General features: G+C 76.0%; 15 protein-coding genes and 1 pseudogene. 12 read left to right on the forward strand and 4 right to left on the reverse strand.

Annotated features, from left to right (window positions below):
* Positions 1-120: 120 nt before the first annotated feature.
* Complete coding sequence (locus tag ACFY00_RS02625; protein WP_388026432.1) at positions 121-453, forward strand: YnfA family protein; 333 nt, start codon at positions 121-123, stop codon at positions 451-453.
* Positions 454-459: 6 nt separating this feature from the next.
* On the opposite strand, the gene ACFY00_RS02630 is transcribed toward ACFY00_RS02625, so the two are convergent.
* Positions 460-960 carry a hypothetical protein gene (locus ACFY00_RS02630; protein WP_388026434.1) on the reverse strand — a complete coding sequence of 167 codons (501 nt, stop codon included), beginning with the start codon at positions 958-960 and terminating at the stop codon, positions 460-462.
* A gap of 219 nt (positions 961-1,179) precedes the next feature.
* On the opposite strand from ACFY00_RS02630, the gene ACFY00_RS02635 reads away from it, so the two are divergent.
* A complete protein-coding gene (locus ACFY00_RS02635) occupies positions 1,180-1,575 on the forward strand; it encodes a hypothetical protein (RefSeq protein WP_388026435.1) in 396 nt (131 codons plus the stop codon).
* A gap of 118 nt (positions 1,576-1,693) precedes the next feature.
* Complete coding sequence (locus ACFY00_RS02640; RefSeq protein WP_388026437.1) at positions 1,694-1,921, forward strand: hypothetical protein; 228 nt, start codon at positions 1,694-1,696, stop codon at positions 1,919-1,921.
* A gap of 13 nt (positions 1,922-1,934) precedes the next feature.
* Here the strand turns inward: ACFY00_RS02640 and ACFY00_RS02645 are convergent, their stop codons facing one another.
* Positions 1,935-3,146, reverse strand: a complete 1,212-nt coding sequence (locus ACFY00_RS02645; RefSeq protein ID WP_388026438.1) for a pyridoxal phosphate-dependent aminotransferase — start codon at positions 3,144-3,146, stop codon at positions 1,935-1,937.
* Between the two features lie 98 nt (positions 3,147-3,244).
* On the opposite strand from ACFY00_RS02645, the pseudogene ACFY00_RS02650 reads away from it, so the two are divergent.
* The 3 genes and pseudogenes from ACFY00_RS02650 to ACFY00_RS02660 all read left to right on the forward strand — a co-directional run.
* Positions 3,245-3,598 (forward strand): annotated as a pseudogene (locus ACFY00_RS02650) (winged helix-turn-helix transcriptional regulator); the annotation flags it as partial.
* Positions 3,599-3,863: 265 nt separating this feature from the next.
* The gene (locus tag ACFY00_RS02655; protein ID WP_388026440.1) at positions 3,864-4,088 is read left to right on the forward strand and encodes a hypothetical protein; all 225 of its coding nucleotides are present in this window, start codon (positions 3,864-3,866) and stop codon (positions 4,086-4,088) included.
* Complete coding sequence (locus tag ACFY00_RS02660) at positions 4,085-4,594, forward strand: hypothetical protein (protein WP_388026441.1); 510 nt, start codon at positions 4,085-4,087, stop codon at positions 4,592-4,594. Before ACFY00_RS02655 ends, ACFY00_RS02660 begins: the two co-directional genes overlap by 4 nt.
* 36 nt (positions 4,595-4,630) lie before the next feature.
* On the opposite strand, the gene ACFY00_RS02665 is transcribed toward ACFY00_RS02660, so the two are convergent.
* Positions 4,631-6,706, reverse strand: a complete 2,076-nt coding sequence (locus tag ACFY00_RS02665; RefSeq protein ID WP_388026442.1) for an MMPL family transporter — start codon at positions 6,704-6,706, stop codon at positions 4,631-4,633.
* Between the two features lie 71 nt (positions 6,707-6,777).
* Here ACFY00_RS02665 and ACFY00_RS02670 point away from each other — a divergent pair, with 71 nt between their 5' ends.
* The 6 genes from ACFY00_RS02670 (at position 6,778) to ACFY00_RS02695 (ending at position 11,980) form a co-directional block, all read left to right on the forward strand.
* Entirely contained in the window at positions 6,778-7,548 is a 771-nt protein-coding gene (locus ACFY00_RS02670) for a hypothetical protein (RefSeq protein WP_388026443.1), read from the forward strand.
* A 4-nt stretch (positions 7,549-7,552) separates the two neighbouring features.
* Positions 7,553-8,521 (forward strand): MerR family transcriptional regulator, encoded by a 969-nt coding sequence (locus tag ACFY00_RS02675; RefSeq protein ID WP_388026444.1) that lies wholly within the window; start codon positions 7,553-7,555, stop codon positions 8,519-8,521.
* 111 nt (positions 8,522-8,632) lie between these two features.
* Positions 8,633-9,106 carry a MarR family winged helix-turn-helix transcriptional regulator gene (locus tag ACFY00_RS02680; RefSeq protein ID WP_388026446.1) on the forward strand — a complete coding sequence of 158 codons (474 nt, stop codon included), beginning with the start codon at positions 8,633-8,635 and terminating at the stop codon, positions 9,104-9,106.
* Between the two features lie 115 nt (positions 9,107-9,221).
* Entirely contained in the window at positions 9,222-10,247 is a 1,026-nt protein-coding gene (locus tag ACFY00_RS02685) for a Dyp-type peroxidase (protein ID WP_388026447.1), read from the forward strand.
* A complete protein-coding gene (locus tag ACFY00_RS02690; protein WP_388026449.1) occupies positions 10,244-11,044 on the forward strand; it encodes a family 1 encapsulin nanocompartment shell protein in 801 nt (266 codons plus the stop codon). Before ACFY00_RS02685 ends, ACFY00_RS02690 begins: the two co-directional genes overlap by 4 nt.
* A 153-nt stretch (positions 11,045-11,197) precedes the next feature.
* The gene (locus ACFY00_RS02695; protein WP_388026451.1) at positions 11,198-11,980 is read left to right on the forward strand and encodes an SGNH/GDSL hydrolase family protein; all 783 of its coding nucleotides are present in this window, start codon (positions 11,198-11,200) and stop codon (positions 11,978-11,980) included.
* A gap of 7 nt (positions 11,981-11,987) precedes the next feature.
* Here the strand turns inward: ACFY00_RS02695 and ACFY00_RS02700 are convergent, their stop codons facing one another.
* A complete protein-coding gene (locus tag ACFY00_RS02700; protein ID WP_388026452.1) occupies positions 11,988-12,389 on the reverse strand; it encodes a PPOX class F420-dependent oxidoreductase in 402 nt (133 codons plus the stop codon).
* Between the last annotated feature and the right edge of the window lie 25 nt (positions 12,390-12,414).

Below are 12,414 nucleotides of genomic sequence, written 5' to 3' on the forward strand. Positions count from 1 at the left end.
GGGGGGCCCGGCGGGCCCCCGCCGCCCCCCCCCCCCCCCCCCCCCCCCCCCGCCCCCCCCCCCCCCCCCCCGCCCCCGCCCCCCCCCCCCCCGGGGCGGGGTGCCGTCTAGGGTGGGGCGGTGAGCACCGTCCGTTCGATCCTGCTGTTCGCGCTGGCCGCCGTCCTGGAGATCGGCGGCTGCTGGCTGGTCTGGCAGTCCGTCCGCGAGTCCCGGCCGTGGTGGCTGGCCGGGCTCGGGGTGGTGGCGCTGGGACTGTACGGGTTCACCGCGGCGTGGCAGCCGGACGCGAACTTCGGGCGGGTGCTGGCCGCGTACGGCGGGGTGTTCGTGGCCGGGTCGCTGCTGTGGGGCGTGCTGCTGGACGGCTTCCGGCCCACCCGGTGGGACGTGGTGGGGGCGCTGGTCTGCCTGGTCGGCGTCGGCGTGATCATGTACGGGCCGCGCCGGTAGGCGGCGTCAGGACGCGACCCAGCGCCAGCCGTTCTTGTCCATGCAGACGATGACCCGGCCGGAGGCGTCGGTGCCGGAGACGCCGTGGTCGGAGGTGCGGCAGAACTGGCCCGCCTGGTAGCAGTTGCCCGCGTTGGACAGCGGGTGGCAGCCCGCGGCCTGCTGGGTGCGGGTCGGGGCCGGGGTCGGCTGGGCGGGCGGCTTGCTGGTGGTGCGGGCGGTGGTGGGGGTGGCCGCGGGCTTGGTGGTGGCGGCCTTCGGTGCCTCGGTGGTCGGCGCGACGGTCGGTTCGGGCGTCGGCGTCGGGCTGGGGGGCGGCGTCGGGCTGGGCGTGGGGCTGGGTGTGGGAGTCGGGCTCGGGCTCGGCGCGGGCGCGCTGCTGCTGTGCGTGGCGGCGGGGGTGGGCGGCGCCGTCGCGTCGGTCGGTTCGCAGGCGGTGGCGAACAGGGCGGCGGCGAGCAGCGCACCGGCGGCGGAGGCCCGGCGCAGGCGGAGGGAGAGGGACAAGACGGCTCATCTCGGGGGAACGGCTCTGGACGGTCCGCCATCCTTCCGAGTGTGTGCGACCGGTGGAGGCCGGGTGGCGGTTTCGTTATCGATCGGCAATCCGACTGCCGCGCAGCACCCCCGCTCGACGCAGCCGCCCCGTCCGGCTGTCCGGCGATGTGCGCCGCGCGGCACCGCCCCGACCTGGCGGAACCGGTCGGCGCCCCGGGCGGGCACGCGGTGTCCGAGAGGCGCACCGTCCCGTACGACCTGCTGCTGGACGGCGCCCGGGTGAGTGCCCGCGAGGTGGCGCCGGTGGCCGGGCGGCCCGCGGTCGCCTACGCGGAGCAACTGCACTGGGTGACCCTCGACCTCGGTGGCGGCGGCTCGGGTTCGGGTTCGGGTTCGGTCGGGGCCCCCGCGCCCACCCGCGACCCCGGCACGGCGTACCACCTCGTGGTGGCCCGGAACGCGGACGGCAGCGGCGGCTCCCTCGAGGTGTCCCTGTGGCGGGAGGACGGCGGTCTCGCGGACGGCGATCTGCTGCCCGCGCCGGCCAAGCCGGGGCAGCCGACCCGCACGCCCCGGCCGTCCCCGTCGCCGACCGGGTTCCGGCCGTTCTCGGGCGGCCGCTGAACCGGCGCCGCGGGGGGAGCTGCGCCGGTGCCGGCAACTCCCCTGCCGGGGCGGTGGTTTATTGCGGGCACGGGGCCGGGGGCGCGTGCTAGGTTCGCCCGGTTCCGAGGAGGAGACCGTGGCGGGGGAGCGAGTGGCGCGGCAGTTCAGGTGGGAGAAGGTCCAGTTGGGGTGGTCGGTGCTGGGCCTGTGCGGCCTGGTGGCCCTGGGGGTGTGGGGCACCGAGCACGAGAGCCCGACGGGGGGCGAGTCCGGGCCGGGCACCTCGTCCTGGCCGTCCCTGCCCCTGCCCCTGCCCTCGTCCCTGCCCCTGCCCTCGTCCCTGTCCTTCCCGGGCGGGCGCTGAACCGCCGCCGGCGCTACTGCCGGTAGGTGGCCAGGAAGCGGCCGATCCGGTTGATCGCCGTCTCCAGTTCGTCGGCGCGCGGCAGGGTGACGAAGCGGAAGTGGTCGGGGCGGGGCCAGTTGAAGCCGGTGCCCTGGACGATGTGGATCTTCTCGCGGAGCAGCAGGTCCAGCACGAAGCGCTCGTCGTCGACGATCCGGTGCACGGCCGGGTCGAGCCTGGCGAAGGCGTACAGCGCGCCGCGCGGCTTGACGCAGGAGACGCCGGGGATCTCGTTCAGGGCGCGCCAGGTGACGTCGCGCTGTTCGGTGAGCCGGCCGTTGGGCAGCACCAGGTCGTTGATGGACTGCCGGCCGCCGAGCGCGGCCTGCACCGCGTACTGGGCGGGCACGTTGGGGCACAGCCGCATCGAGGCCAGCATGGTCAGGCCCTCCAGGTAGTCCCCGGCGTGCTCCTTGGGGCCGGAGACCGTGAGCCAGCCGCTGCGGAAGCCGGCCACCCGGTACGCCTTGGACAGGCCGTTGAAGGTGAGGGTGAGCACGTCGTCGGAGAGCGCGGCCAGGCAGTGGTGCTCGGTGCCGTCGTAGAGGATCTTGTCGTAGATCTCGTCGGCGAAGACCAGCAGGTGGTGGCGGCGGGCCAGGTCGAGGATGCCCTCCAGCAGCTCCTTCGGGTAGACCGCGCCGGTCGGGTTGTTCGGGTTGATCACCACGATCGCCTTGGTGCGGTGGGTGATCTTGGCGGCGATGTCGTCCAGGTCCGGGTACCAGTCGGACTCCTCGTCGCACAGGTAGTGCACCGCCTTGCCGCCCGCGAACCGCACCACGGCCGTCCACAGCGGGTAGTCCGGCATCGGGACGAGCACCTCGTCTCCGTCGTCCACCAGCGCCTGGACGGCCATCTGGATCAGTTCGGAGACGCCGTTGCCCAGGTAGACGTCGTCGACGCCGACGCCCGCGACGCCGCGCTGCTGGTAGTACTGCACGACGGCGCGGCGGGCGGGGAGGATGCCGCGCGAGTCGGAGTAGCCGTGCGCGTTGGGCAGGTTGCGGATGATGTCCTGGAGGATCTCCTCCGGGGCCTCGAAACCGAACGGGGCGGGGTTGCCGGTGTTCAGCCGCAGCACGCTGTGCCCGGCCTCCTCCAGGGCGGTGGCGGTGTCGACGACCGGGCCACGGATCTCGTAGCACACGTCCTTCAGCTTGCTGGACTGGCGAAACTCCATCAGCGGCCTCCCGACCCTCACCGAGCCCCTGCGGCCGGCTTGCTTCGTTCTACCAAGTGATGACTTGGAAAGTCCAACCTATTGGCTATGCTGACGGCATGCCACGCCGAAGCTACGACCAGTACTGCGCCGTCGCCCGCGCCCTGGACGCGGTGGGGGAGCGCTGGAGCCTCCTGATCGTCCGCGAACTCCTCGGCGGACCGCGCCGCTACACCGACCTGCACGCCGACCTGCCCGGCGTCTCCACCGACATCCTCGCCACCCGCCTCAAGCAGTTGGAGGGCGAGGGCTTGGTCGAACGCCGCCGCCTGGAACGCCCCGCCAACGCCACCGTCTACGAACTCACCCCCCGCGGCGCCGAACTGCGCCCCGTCCTCGACGCCCTGGCCCGCTGGGGCGGCCCCGACCTCGGCGAGCCGCGCCCCACCGACGCCGTCCGCGAGCACTGGTACACCACCGCCGACTCCTGAGCACCGTCCGGGAGTCGCGCTCGGCCGGTCGCCATGACCACCTCCCCGGGAACCTGGATCACCGCCGTCCCGCCTTCGACTCCGAGGACGTCGGCGTGCTGCCCGCCGTCGACCCCACGAGCTCGCCCGCACCGGCGACCGACTCGCCGTCTCGCTGGTCGCCCCGCGCATCCCCGTCGACCGGGACTTCGCCGAACACCCGGACCTGCCGGCCGAGTTCGCCGACGCCCCGACCGAGGTCGAGTGGGTGATCCTGCCGCGCCGCGAGCTGGCCACCGACTTCGTCCCGCAGGAGCGGTACGGGCGGCGGCAGCCCGTCCTGCTGATCGACCACGCCGGCCCGGCGGCCTCGCTCGAGGAGCTGTTCGCCGCCTTCGAGAGGGGCGAGGCGGGCATCGCCGTCCTCAACGCGCAGGAGCGGACGGGCCCGTGGATCGGCGGCCCGGTCCCAGGGGTAGGTTTCCGGGCGTGAACGAGACGGATCTGGCGGGCGCCCGGGACGGCTTCCGGGCCGGGGCGGCCGGGGCGGCCATCGGTACGGGCATCGCGCTGGCGGCCTGGGCGCTGTCGGCGCTGATCGGCGACGGCGCGTTCCCGGCGTACCTGCTCGGGCCGCTGCTGATGCCCGCGTCGAGCTTCGTCGCCCCGCTGTGGCGCGAGCGCCGCGGCCACCGGCGTCCCGCCACCCTGGTCGCCCTGGCGGCCTGCCTGCCGGTCATGACGGCGGCGTTCGCGGTCGGGGACCTCCTGGGAGAGAGCCTCGACCGCGAGCCGACCGACTGGACGGGGGTGCTCTACCTGGTGATGCTGCTGGTCTCCAGCACCGTCTTCGGCGCGCTGGCCGGCCCGCTGGGCGCCGAACCCGGCCGCAGCTGGCTGCGCTTCACCGGCCGCAGCCGCCGCTACCACCTCACCGTGTACGGGAGCCTGGCCGCCGCGTTCGTCCTGGCGGCCGGGCTGGCCGCGGCCGCCGGCTGAGACGCGGCCCGGAGACGGAAACGGTCCGGCGGCGCGTCAGTCCGCCGCGCGGGCGGGCCACCAGACCCGCCCGCCCAGGTCGTGCACCAGGGCCGGGACGAGCAGCGAGCGCACCAGCAGGGTGTCCAGCAGCACGCCGAAGGCCACGATGAAGGCGATCTGCGCGAGGAAGGCCAGCGGGATGACGCCCAGCGCCGCGAAGGTCGCGGCCAGCACCACGCCCGCCGAGGTGATCACCCCGCCGGTCGCGGTCAGGCCGCGCAGCACGCCCGCCCGGGTGCCGAGCGCCGCGGTCTCCTCGCGGACGCGGGTCATCAGGAAGATGTTGTAGTCCACGCCCAGCGCGACCAGGAACACGAACCCGTACAGCGGCACGGACGGGTCGGTCGCCGAGAACCCGAACACGTGCGGGAACACCAGCGCCGAGACGCCCAGCGTGGCCAGGTAGGAGAGCGCCACCGTCGCCGCCAGCAGCACCGGCGCCAGCACCGAGCGCAGCAGCAGCACCAGCACCACCAGGATGCACAGCAGCACCACCGGCATGATCAGCGTCCGGTCGTGCCGGGCGGTGGTCCGGGTGTCGGCCTGCTGCGCCGAGTAGCCGCCGACCAGCGCGTCGGCCCCGTCCACGGCGTGCACGGCGGTGCGCAGCCGGGCGACGGTGGCGAGCGCCGCGTCGCTGTCGGCCGGGTCGGCCAGCGTCGCGTCCAGCCGGACCAGGCCGTCGGCGACCACCGGCGGGTCGGTGGGCGCGCCGCCGGTGTACGGGCGGACCGCGGCGACGCCGGGCACCGGGGCGGCCGCTGCCACCACCGCCTCCGCGCGGTCGGCGCGGGCCACGATCACCGCCGGGTTGCCCGAGCCGCCGGGGAAGTGCGCGGACAGCAGGCGTTGTGCGGCGACCGAGGGCTGGGCGGTGGTGAACAGCTCGGACTGCGGTACGCCGCGGGCGTCCAGCAGCGGGGAGCAGGCCGCGAGCGCCGCCAGCACCGCGACCGACCCCACCCACAGGGCCCGGGGGCGGCGGCCCACCAGCTCGGCGACCCGCTGCCAGACCCGGTGCGAGCCGCCCTTCCCGTCGGTGCGCGGCCGGGCGGGCCAGAACGCGGCCCGGCCGCACAGCGCCAGCGCCGCCGGGAGGAAGGTCAGCGCGGACAGCACCGCGCAGGCGATGCCGATCGCGCCGACCGGGCCCAGCGCCCGGTTGTTCGTCAGGTCGGAGAGCAGCAGGACGAGCAGGCCCAGGCCCACCGTCAGACCCGAGGCGGCGATCGGCTCCGCCGAGCGGCGCAGCGCGGTGCGGGCCGCGGCGTACCGGTCGTGCCCGGCGGCGAGCTCCTCGCGGAAGCGGGCGGACAGCAGCAGCCCGTAGTCGGTGGCCGCGCCGATCACCAGGATCGACAGCAGCCCCTGCACCTGCCCGTCCACCCGGACCACGCCGTGCTGCGCCAGCGCGTACACGACCGCGCAGGCCGCCGCGAGGGCGAACACCGCGCCGAGGATCACCAGCAGCGGCAGCAGCACCGCCCGGTACACCAGCAGCAGGATCAGCAGCACCACGCCGAGCGCGACCCCGAGCAGCAGCCCGTCGATGCCCGCGAACGCCCCCGACAGGTCGGCCAGCACCGCCGCCGGACCGGCCACTCCGGCGGTGGCGCCCGGCACCCGCCCGGCCAGGTCGCGGATCGCCGCGACCGCCTCCTTGGTGTCCGGCCCCAGGTCGGCGCGGAGCTGCACCACCGCCTCCAGCGCCTTCCCGTCCTCGGACGGCAGCAGCGGCGAGGGTCGTCCGACCGCGCCCGGCACCTGCGCGGCCGCGGCCAGCGCCTTCCCGGCGTCGGCCCGCAGCGCCTCGTCCACCTGCCCGGAGCGGGCCTCCCAGACCAGTACCACCGGCAGCGTCGACTCGGTGCGGAAGTCCTTCTCCAGCCGCGCGACCCGGGTCGACTCGGCACTGCGCGGCAGGAACGCCGCCCCGTCGTTGGTCGACACCTCGCCCAGCCGCCCCGCGAACGGCCCGAGCGCACCCCCGAGCACCAACCAGACCAGCAGCAGCACGAGCGGGAGCAGGAAGCGCAGACGCCGCGCGGGCGTCGGGACGTGGGTCGGCATGGCCCGAAGAATATCTCAATCATTGAGAGATTGGGGGAGCGCCGTCCGCCCCGTCGGCTACGGTTCGCCGCATGAACGGCACGCACCACGCCCCCGACCCGCACGAACAGTGGCTCCTGGAGGCGCTCTTCACCCCCGGCGCGCTGCTCGGCGCCGCGCACGCCTACGGGCACGACCCCGCCCTCCCGGCCCGGGTGCTGGAGGTGGAGGAGGTCACCACCGTCCGGATCCCGAGCGGCCGCCTGGCCGTCGCCTGCCCCTGGACGCCGGACGGCGACTCCGACCTGCCGCTCCCCGTCGCCTTCGAACTCGCCGAACGCGTCCCGCCCGGCCCCCACCCGGTCGAGACCGCCTGGTACGAGGCCCCGGTGCTGTTCATGGGCCAGGTCCAGGACCGCCGCCAGGTCGCCGCCGTCCGCCTCCGCCTCGCCGACGCCCCGGTGGCCCGCTGGGAGGCCGCCGCCTTCCTCCCGATCGGCGCCACCGATCCTGGCGGCCACCTCGGCACGGACGACCACGGCCGCCGGCACTTCTACGACGAGCACCAGCGCTGCGCCTTCGCCGACGCCGCCGCCTGGCCCGAACTCGTCGACCCCTTCCGGCAGTTCACCCTCGACGCGATCGCCGGACGCCCCAACGACGGCCGGGGCGTCGACCACCTCCACGACCACGCCTTCCAGCGCACCAGCAGCCCCGCCCACGCCGCGGACCTGCTCGCCTTCCCCAGCTCCGGCATCACCAGCTGGCTCGGCCGCGCCGCCGACGGCACCCCGGCCGCCGTCCTCGTCCACGGCACGCTCGAAGACGTCGACCTGGTTCCGGGCGCGGCGGCCCTAGGCTGACGCCATGTCAGAGCTGTCGCCCGAGGCCGGAGCGAGCACCGGGTCGGTGGCCCGGCTGCTCGGGGTGTCACCGGCCACCGTCCGTTCATGGGAACGCCGTTACGGCATCGGACCGGCCGAGCGGGCGGCGGGGCGGCACCGGCGCTGGACGGCGCGGGACGTGGCCGTGCTGGAGGCGATGTGCCGCCTCACCGCCCGCGGGGTGGCGCCCGCGGAGGCGGCCCGGCTCGCGCCGGGGCTGGCCGGTCCGACCGGGCCGACCGGATCGGCCGGGAGGGCTGCGGTGGCCGGGAGGGCCGTCCCGCCGCCGGTCGCCGAGGCCCCGCCGGGGGCGGCGCCGTCCGAGGTGCGCGGCCTGGCCCGGGCCGCGCGGCGGCTGGACGGGCCCGAGGTGGCCCGGCTGCTGCACGCGAGCGTCGAACGACTGGGCGCCGTCGCCGCCTGGACGGAGGTGATGACGCCCGCGCTGCGCGCCGCCGGACGCCGCTGGGCCGCGGGCGGCGGGGAGCGGTACGTCGAGGTCGAGCACCTGCTGTCCTGGCACGTCTCCAGCGCGCTGCGCCGGATCGCCGAGCCCCCGGCGGGCGCGGCCGGGCCGCCGGTGCTGCTGGCCGCGATGCCCGGCGAGCAGCACACCCTGCCGCTGGAGGCGGTGGCCGCCGCGCTCGCCGAACGCGGCCTGCCGTTCCGGGTCTTCGGCGCCGCGCTGCCCGCCGGGGCCCTGGCCGAGGCCGTCCGCCGCACCGGCCCGTCCGCCGTCCTGCTCTGGTCGCAGACCCGCGCCACCGCCGACCCGGCCCCCGCCCGCACCGTCGCCGCCACCGCCTGGGGCCCGCGCGGCGCCCGCCTCCGCCCCGCCCTGCTCACCGCGGGCCCCGGCTGGCACCGCGCCGCCCGCCCGCCCGGCTCCCTCGCCCCCCGCGACCTGCCGGGCGCCCTCGACCTGCTGGCGCGGGCGTCGGGGCGGGCCTGACGGCTCCGGTCGTCCGCCCGGCGGGAGCCGCCGGGTGCGCCCGCTAAGGTCGTGTCCGGCCCGGCGGGTGACCGGGCGGGCAGGCGGACGGGCGTGGCGGAGGAGGGGCCGGTGGAGCAGAGGCCGGTGGCACAGCGGGAGTTCGGGCGGCTGCTGCAGGGGCTGGCGTCCGAGATGAACCTGCTCGGGCACGACTTCGCGGCCGACTCCGGGCTGCACGCCACCGACGTCCAGGCGCTGCTCGCGGTGCTGCGGGCGGCCGACCCGCCCGGCATCACGCCCGGCGGGCTGCGGGCCGAACTCGGCCTGACCTCCGGTGCGGTGACCGCCGTCCTGGACCGCCTGGAGCGCGCCGGGCACGTCCACCGCACCCGGGACGAGGCCGACCGGCGGCAGGTGCACGTGCACTACCACCCGGCCGCGGCCCGGATCGCGGGCGAGTGGTTCGCCCCCGTCGCCGAGTGCACCGACCGGGTCCGCGCCGAGTTCGCCCCGGAGCAGGTCGCCACCGTGGTCCGCTTCCTCACCCGGATGACCGAGGAGCTCGCCGAACTCCGGCGGGCCAGGCGGGCCGACCGCCCCTGAGTCCACCGAGCCGCCGGACACGCCCGATTCGGGTGCCATCGCACGGCCGCGTCCTTTTTGCCGGGTATGGTCGGCGGGCGTCCGAACGTCCGGCAGCTTCCCGGGAGCATCCGCCATGCCGCAGCCCCAACCGGTCCTCGCCACGCTGACCGGGGCCGCCGTGTTCCTGGTGCTCGCGATCGAGGACGGCGGCGAGCAGACCGTCCGCGACCTGCTGCCCGACCTCGGCGGGCTGGCCCGCAGCGTCGGCAGCCGGGCGCCGCGGCAGGAGGTCAGCCTGGTGCTCGGCATCGGCTCCGACGCCTGGGACCGCCTGTTCGCCGGACCCCGCCCGGCCCGGCTGCACCCCTTCGTCGAACTCGCCGGGCCCCGGCACCTGGCCCCCGCCACCCCCGGCGACCTGCTGCTGCACGTCCGGGCCGAACGCATGGACCTGTGCTTCGAGTTGGCCTCCCTGGTCAGCCGCCGGCTGGGCGACCGGGTCACCGTGCTGGACGAGACCCACGGCTTCCGGTACTTCGACTGCCGCGACCTGATCGGCTTCGTCGACGGCACCGAGAACCCCACCGGGCGGGACGCCGCCGACGCCGTCCTGATCGGCGACGAGGACCCGGCCTTCGCGGGCGGCAGCTACGTCATCGTGCAGAAGTACCTGCACGACATGGCCGGTTGGCGCGCGATCGGCACCGAGCAGCAGGAACGCGTGATCGGCCGCACCAAGCTCGACAACGTCGAACTCGACGAGGCCGCCCAGCCCGCCGACTCGCACGTCGCGCTGAACACCGTCACCGGCCCCGACGGCGAGGACCGCGACATCTGGCGGCTCAACATGCCGTTCGGGTCCTTCGCCGAGGGCGGCGAGTGCGGCACCTACTTCATCGGCTACGCCCGCGACCCGGGGGTCACCGAGGAGATGCTCCGCAACATGTTCCTCGGCCGCGGCCCCGCCGCCCACGACCGGCTGCTGGACTTCTCCACCCCCGTCACCGGCACCTTCTTCCACGTCCCCAGCGCGGACTTCCTGAACGACCCGCCCCCCGCCCCCGGCGCGCCCGCCCCGGCCGCCGAAGCCGTGCCCGCCTCGCCGGTCCGGGACGGCAGCCTCCGCATCGGCAGCCTGAAAAGGAGCTCCGCACCGTGAACAACCTGCACCGCGACCTGGCGCCCGTCTCCGCCGCCGCCTGGGCCGAGATCGAGGAGGAGGCCCGGCGCACCTTCCGACTGCACGTCGCCGGACGCCGGGTGGTCGACCTCTCCGGCCCGGACGGGCCCGAGCTCGCCGCCGTCGGCACCGGCCACCTCGCCGACATCGCCGCCCCCGGCAACGGCGTCCGGGCCCGCGCCCGGGAGTCGCTCCGGGTGGTCGAGCTCCGGGTCCCCTTCACCGTCACCCGGGCCGCCGTCGACGACGTCGAGCGCGGCTCCAAGGACTCCGACTGGGACCCGGTCAAGGACGCGGCCCGCACCATCGCCCTCGCCGAGGACCGCACCCTCTTCGACGGCTACCCGGCCGCGGGCATCACCGGCATCCGCGACGGCTCCTCCAACCACCCCGTCGACCTGCCCACCGACGTCCGCGACTACCCCAACGCCGTCAGCCGCGCCCTCACCGCCCTGCGCCTCGCCGGGGTCGGCGGCCCCTACTCCCTCCTCCTCGGCGCCGACACCTTCACCGCCGTCAACGAGACCTCCGACCACGGCTACCCCGTCCACAACCACCTCGCCCGCCTCCTCGACGGCGAGATCATCTGGGCCCCCGCCGTCGAGGGCGCCGTCCTCCTCTCCGCCCGCGGCGGCGACTTCGAGCTCCACCTCGGCGAGGACCTCTCGATCGGCTACCTCTCCCACGACGACACCACCGTCCACCTCTACCTCCAGGAGTCCCTCACCTTCCAGCTCCACACCCCGGAGGCCGCCGTCGCCCTCACCACCCCCTGAGCCCGGCTCCGCCGACCCCGCCCGCCCCGCCCCGGGGAGGGCGGGGTCCTCGCTGTCGACCGGCACCGGCCGGTCCCGCCCGATAGGCGCCCGAGCGCCCGGGTTACGCCTCGGTAGGGTGGTGGGTCGATCGGGAACGACCCAGGAGGCGGTGTGCGGCAGTACCGGGCGATGGTGGCGGTGGGCGACTCGTTCACGGAGGGGATGTGCGACGAGGTCCTGGCCGACGGGCACTTCCGCGGCTGGGCGGACCGGGTCGCGGCGGCACTGGCCGCCGAGGCCGGCGCGGAGGGCTTCCGGTACGCGAACCTGGCCGTCCGCGGGAAGCTGATCGGCCAGATCCGGGCCGAGCAGGTCGACCTGGCCGCGGCCACCGGCGCCGACCTGGTGACCCTGGCGGGTGGCCTGAACGACGTGCTGCGGCCGGGCTGCGACGTGGCCGAGGTCGAGCGGCAGCTCGGCGCCTGCGCCCGCGCCCTGATCGCCGAGGGCCGCACCGTGGTGCTGTTCACCTCCACCGACCCGACCCGGCGGATGGCGGGCAGCAGCCGCCTGCTGCCCGCCATCCTGCGGATGAAGGCCTTCGTGGAGGGCGTGGTGCGCGAGCACCCGGGCCGGGCGGTGCTGGTCGACCTGTTCTCCGCGCCGGTGTTCGACGACCGCAGGCTCTGGGCGGAGGACCGGCTGCACCTCTCCCCGGAGGGCCACCGCCGGGTCGCGCTGGCGGTGCTGGAGGCGCTCGGCCGCCCGTCCGCCGAGGACTGGCGGGCGCCGCTGGCCGCGCCGGACCCCCGGACCCGCGGCGAGAAGGCCCGCGCCGACCTGCGCTGGCTGGGCACCCACGTCGGCCCGTGGATCGGCCGCCGCCTGCGCGGGCGCTCCTCCGGCGACGGCCGCCCGGCCAAGCGCCCGGAACTGCTGCCCTACGAGGGCTGAGCCGGGCTCACTCCGCCCCCGGCCGCGGGTCGAGCCGGACGGTGATGCCGACCGTGCCGCCCTTCCCGCGGCGCAGCCGGCTGCCGAGCAGGGTGAGCCGCCCGACCAGCCCGTACTTGCGGGCGATCAGCTGCCGGTAGCGCTCGGTGGTGGCCGCGTCCGCGATCTCGGCGGTGGCGGGCAGCGACTTCCCGCTCGGGTTGCCGCGCACGTCGCACGGGCCGACCAGCACCTCGCCGCGCCGCCGGATCCGCTTGACCTTCCAGGAGTCGGCGGCGGTCCACACCCCGAGGGCGTCGCCGTCCCGGACCACCCACACGGGGGTGGGGACGGCGCTGCCGTCCTTCTTGTAGCTGGTGATCAGCAGGTAGTTGCCGGCGGCGAGCCGGTCCAGCGCGGTGTCGGCCATTGGGGGAGTGTACGTCCCCTGACGG

The organism is Kitasatospora sp. NPDC001540 (genome assembly GCF_042894345.1).
GTDB lineage: Bacteria > Actinomycetota > Actinomycetes > Streptomycetales > Streptomycetaceae > Kitasatospora > Kitasatospora phosalacinea_C.

Excerpts from the sequence above, each read along its gene's own strand:
- ACFY00_RS02675 (WP_388026444.1), top strand. The coding sequence starts at position 7,553 with ATGTCAGAGCTGTCGCCCGAGGCCGGAGCGAGCACCGGGTCGGTGGCC.
- ACFY00_RS02645 (WP_388026438.1), bottom strand. The coding sequence starts at position 3,146 with ATGGAGTTTCGCCAGTCCAGCAAGCTGAAGGACGTGTGCTACGAGATC.
- ACFY00_RS02700 (WP_388026452.1), bottom strand. The coding sequence starts at position 12,389 with ATGGCCGACACCGCGCTGGACCGGCTCGCCGCCGGCAACTACCTGCTG.
- ACFY00_RS02665 (WP_388026442.1), bottom strand. The coding sequence starts at position 6,706 with ATGCCGACCCACGTCCCGACGCCCGCGCGGCGTCTGCGCTTCCTGCTC.
- ACFY00_RS02685 (WP_388026447.1), top strand. The coding sequence starts at position 9,222 with ATGCCGCAGCCCCAACCGGTCCTCGCCACGCTGACCGGGGCCGCCGTG.
- ACFY00_RS02670 (WP_388026443.1), top strand. The coding sequence starts at position 6,778 with ATGAACGGCACGCACCACGCCCCCGACCCGCACGAACAGTGGCTCCTG.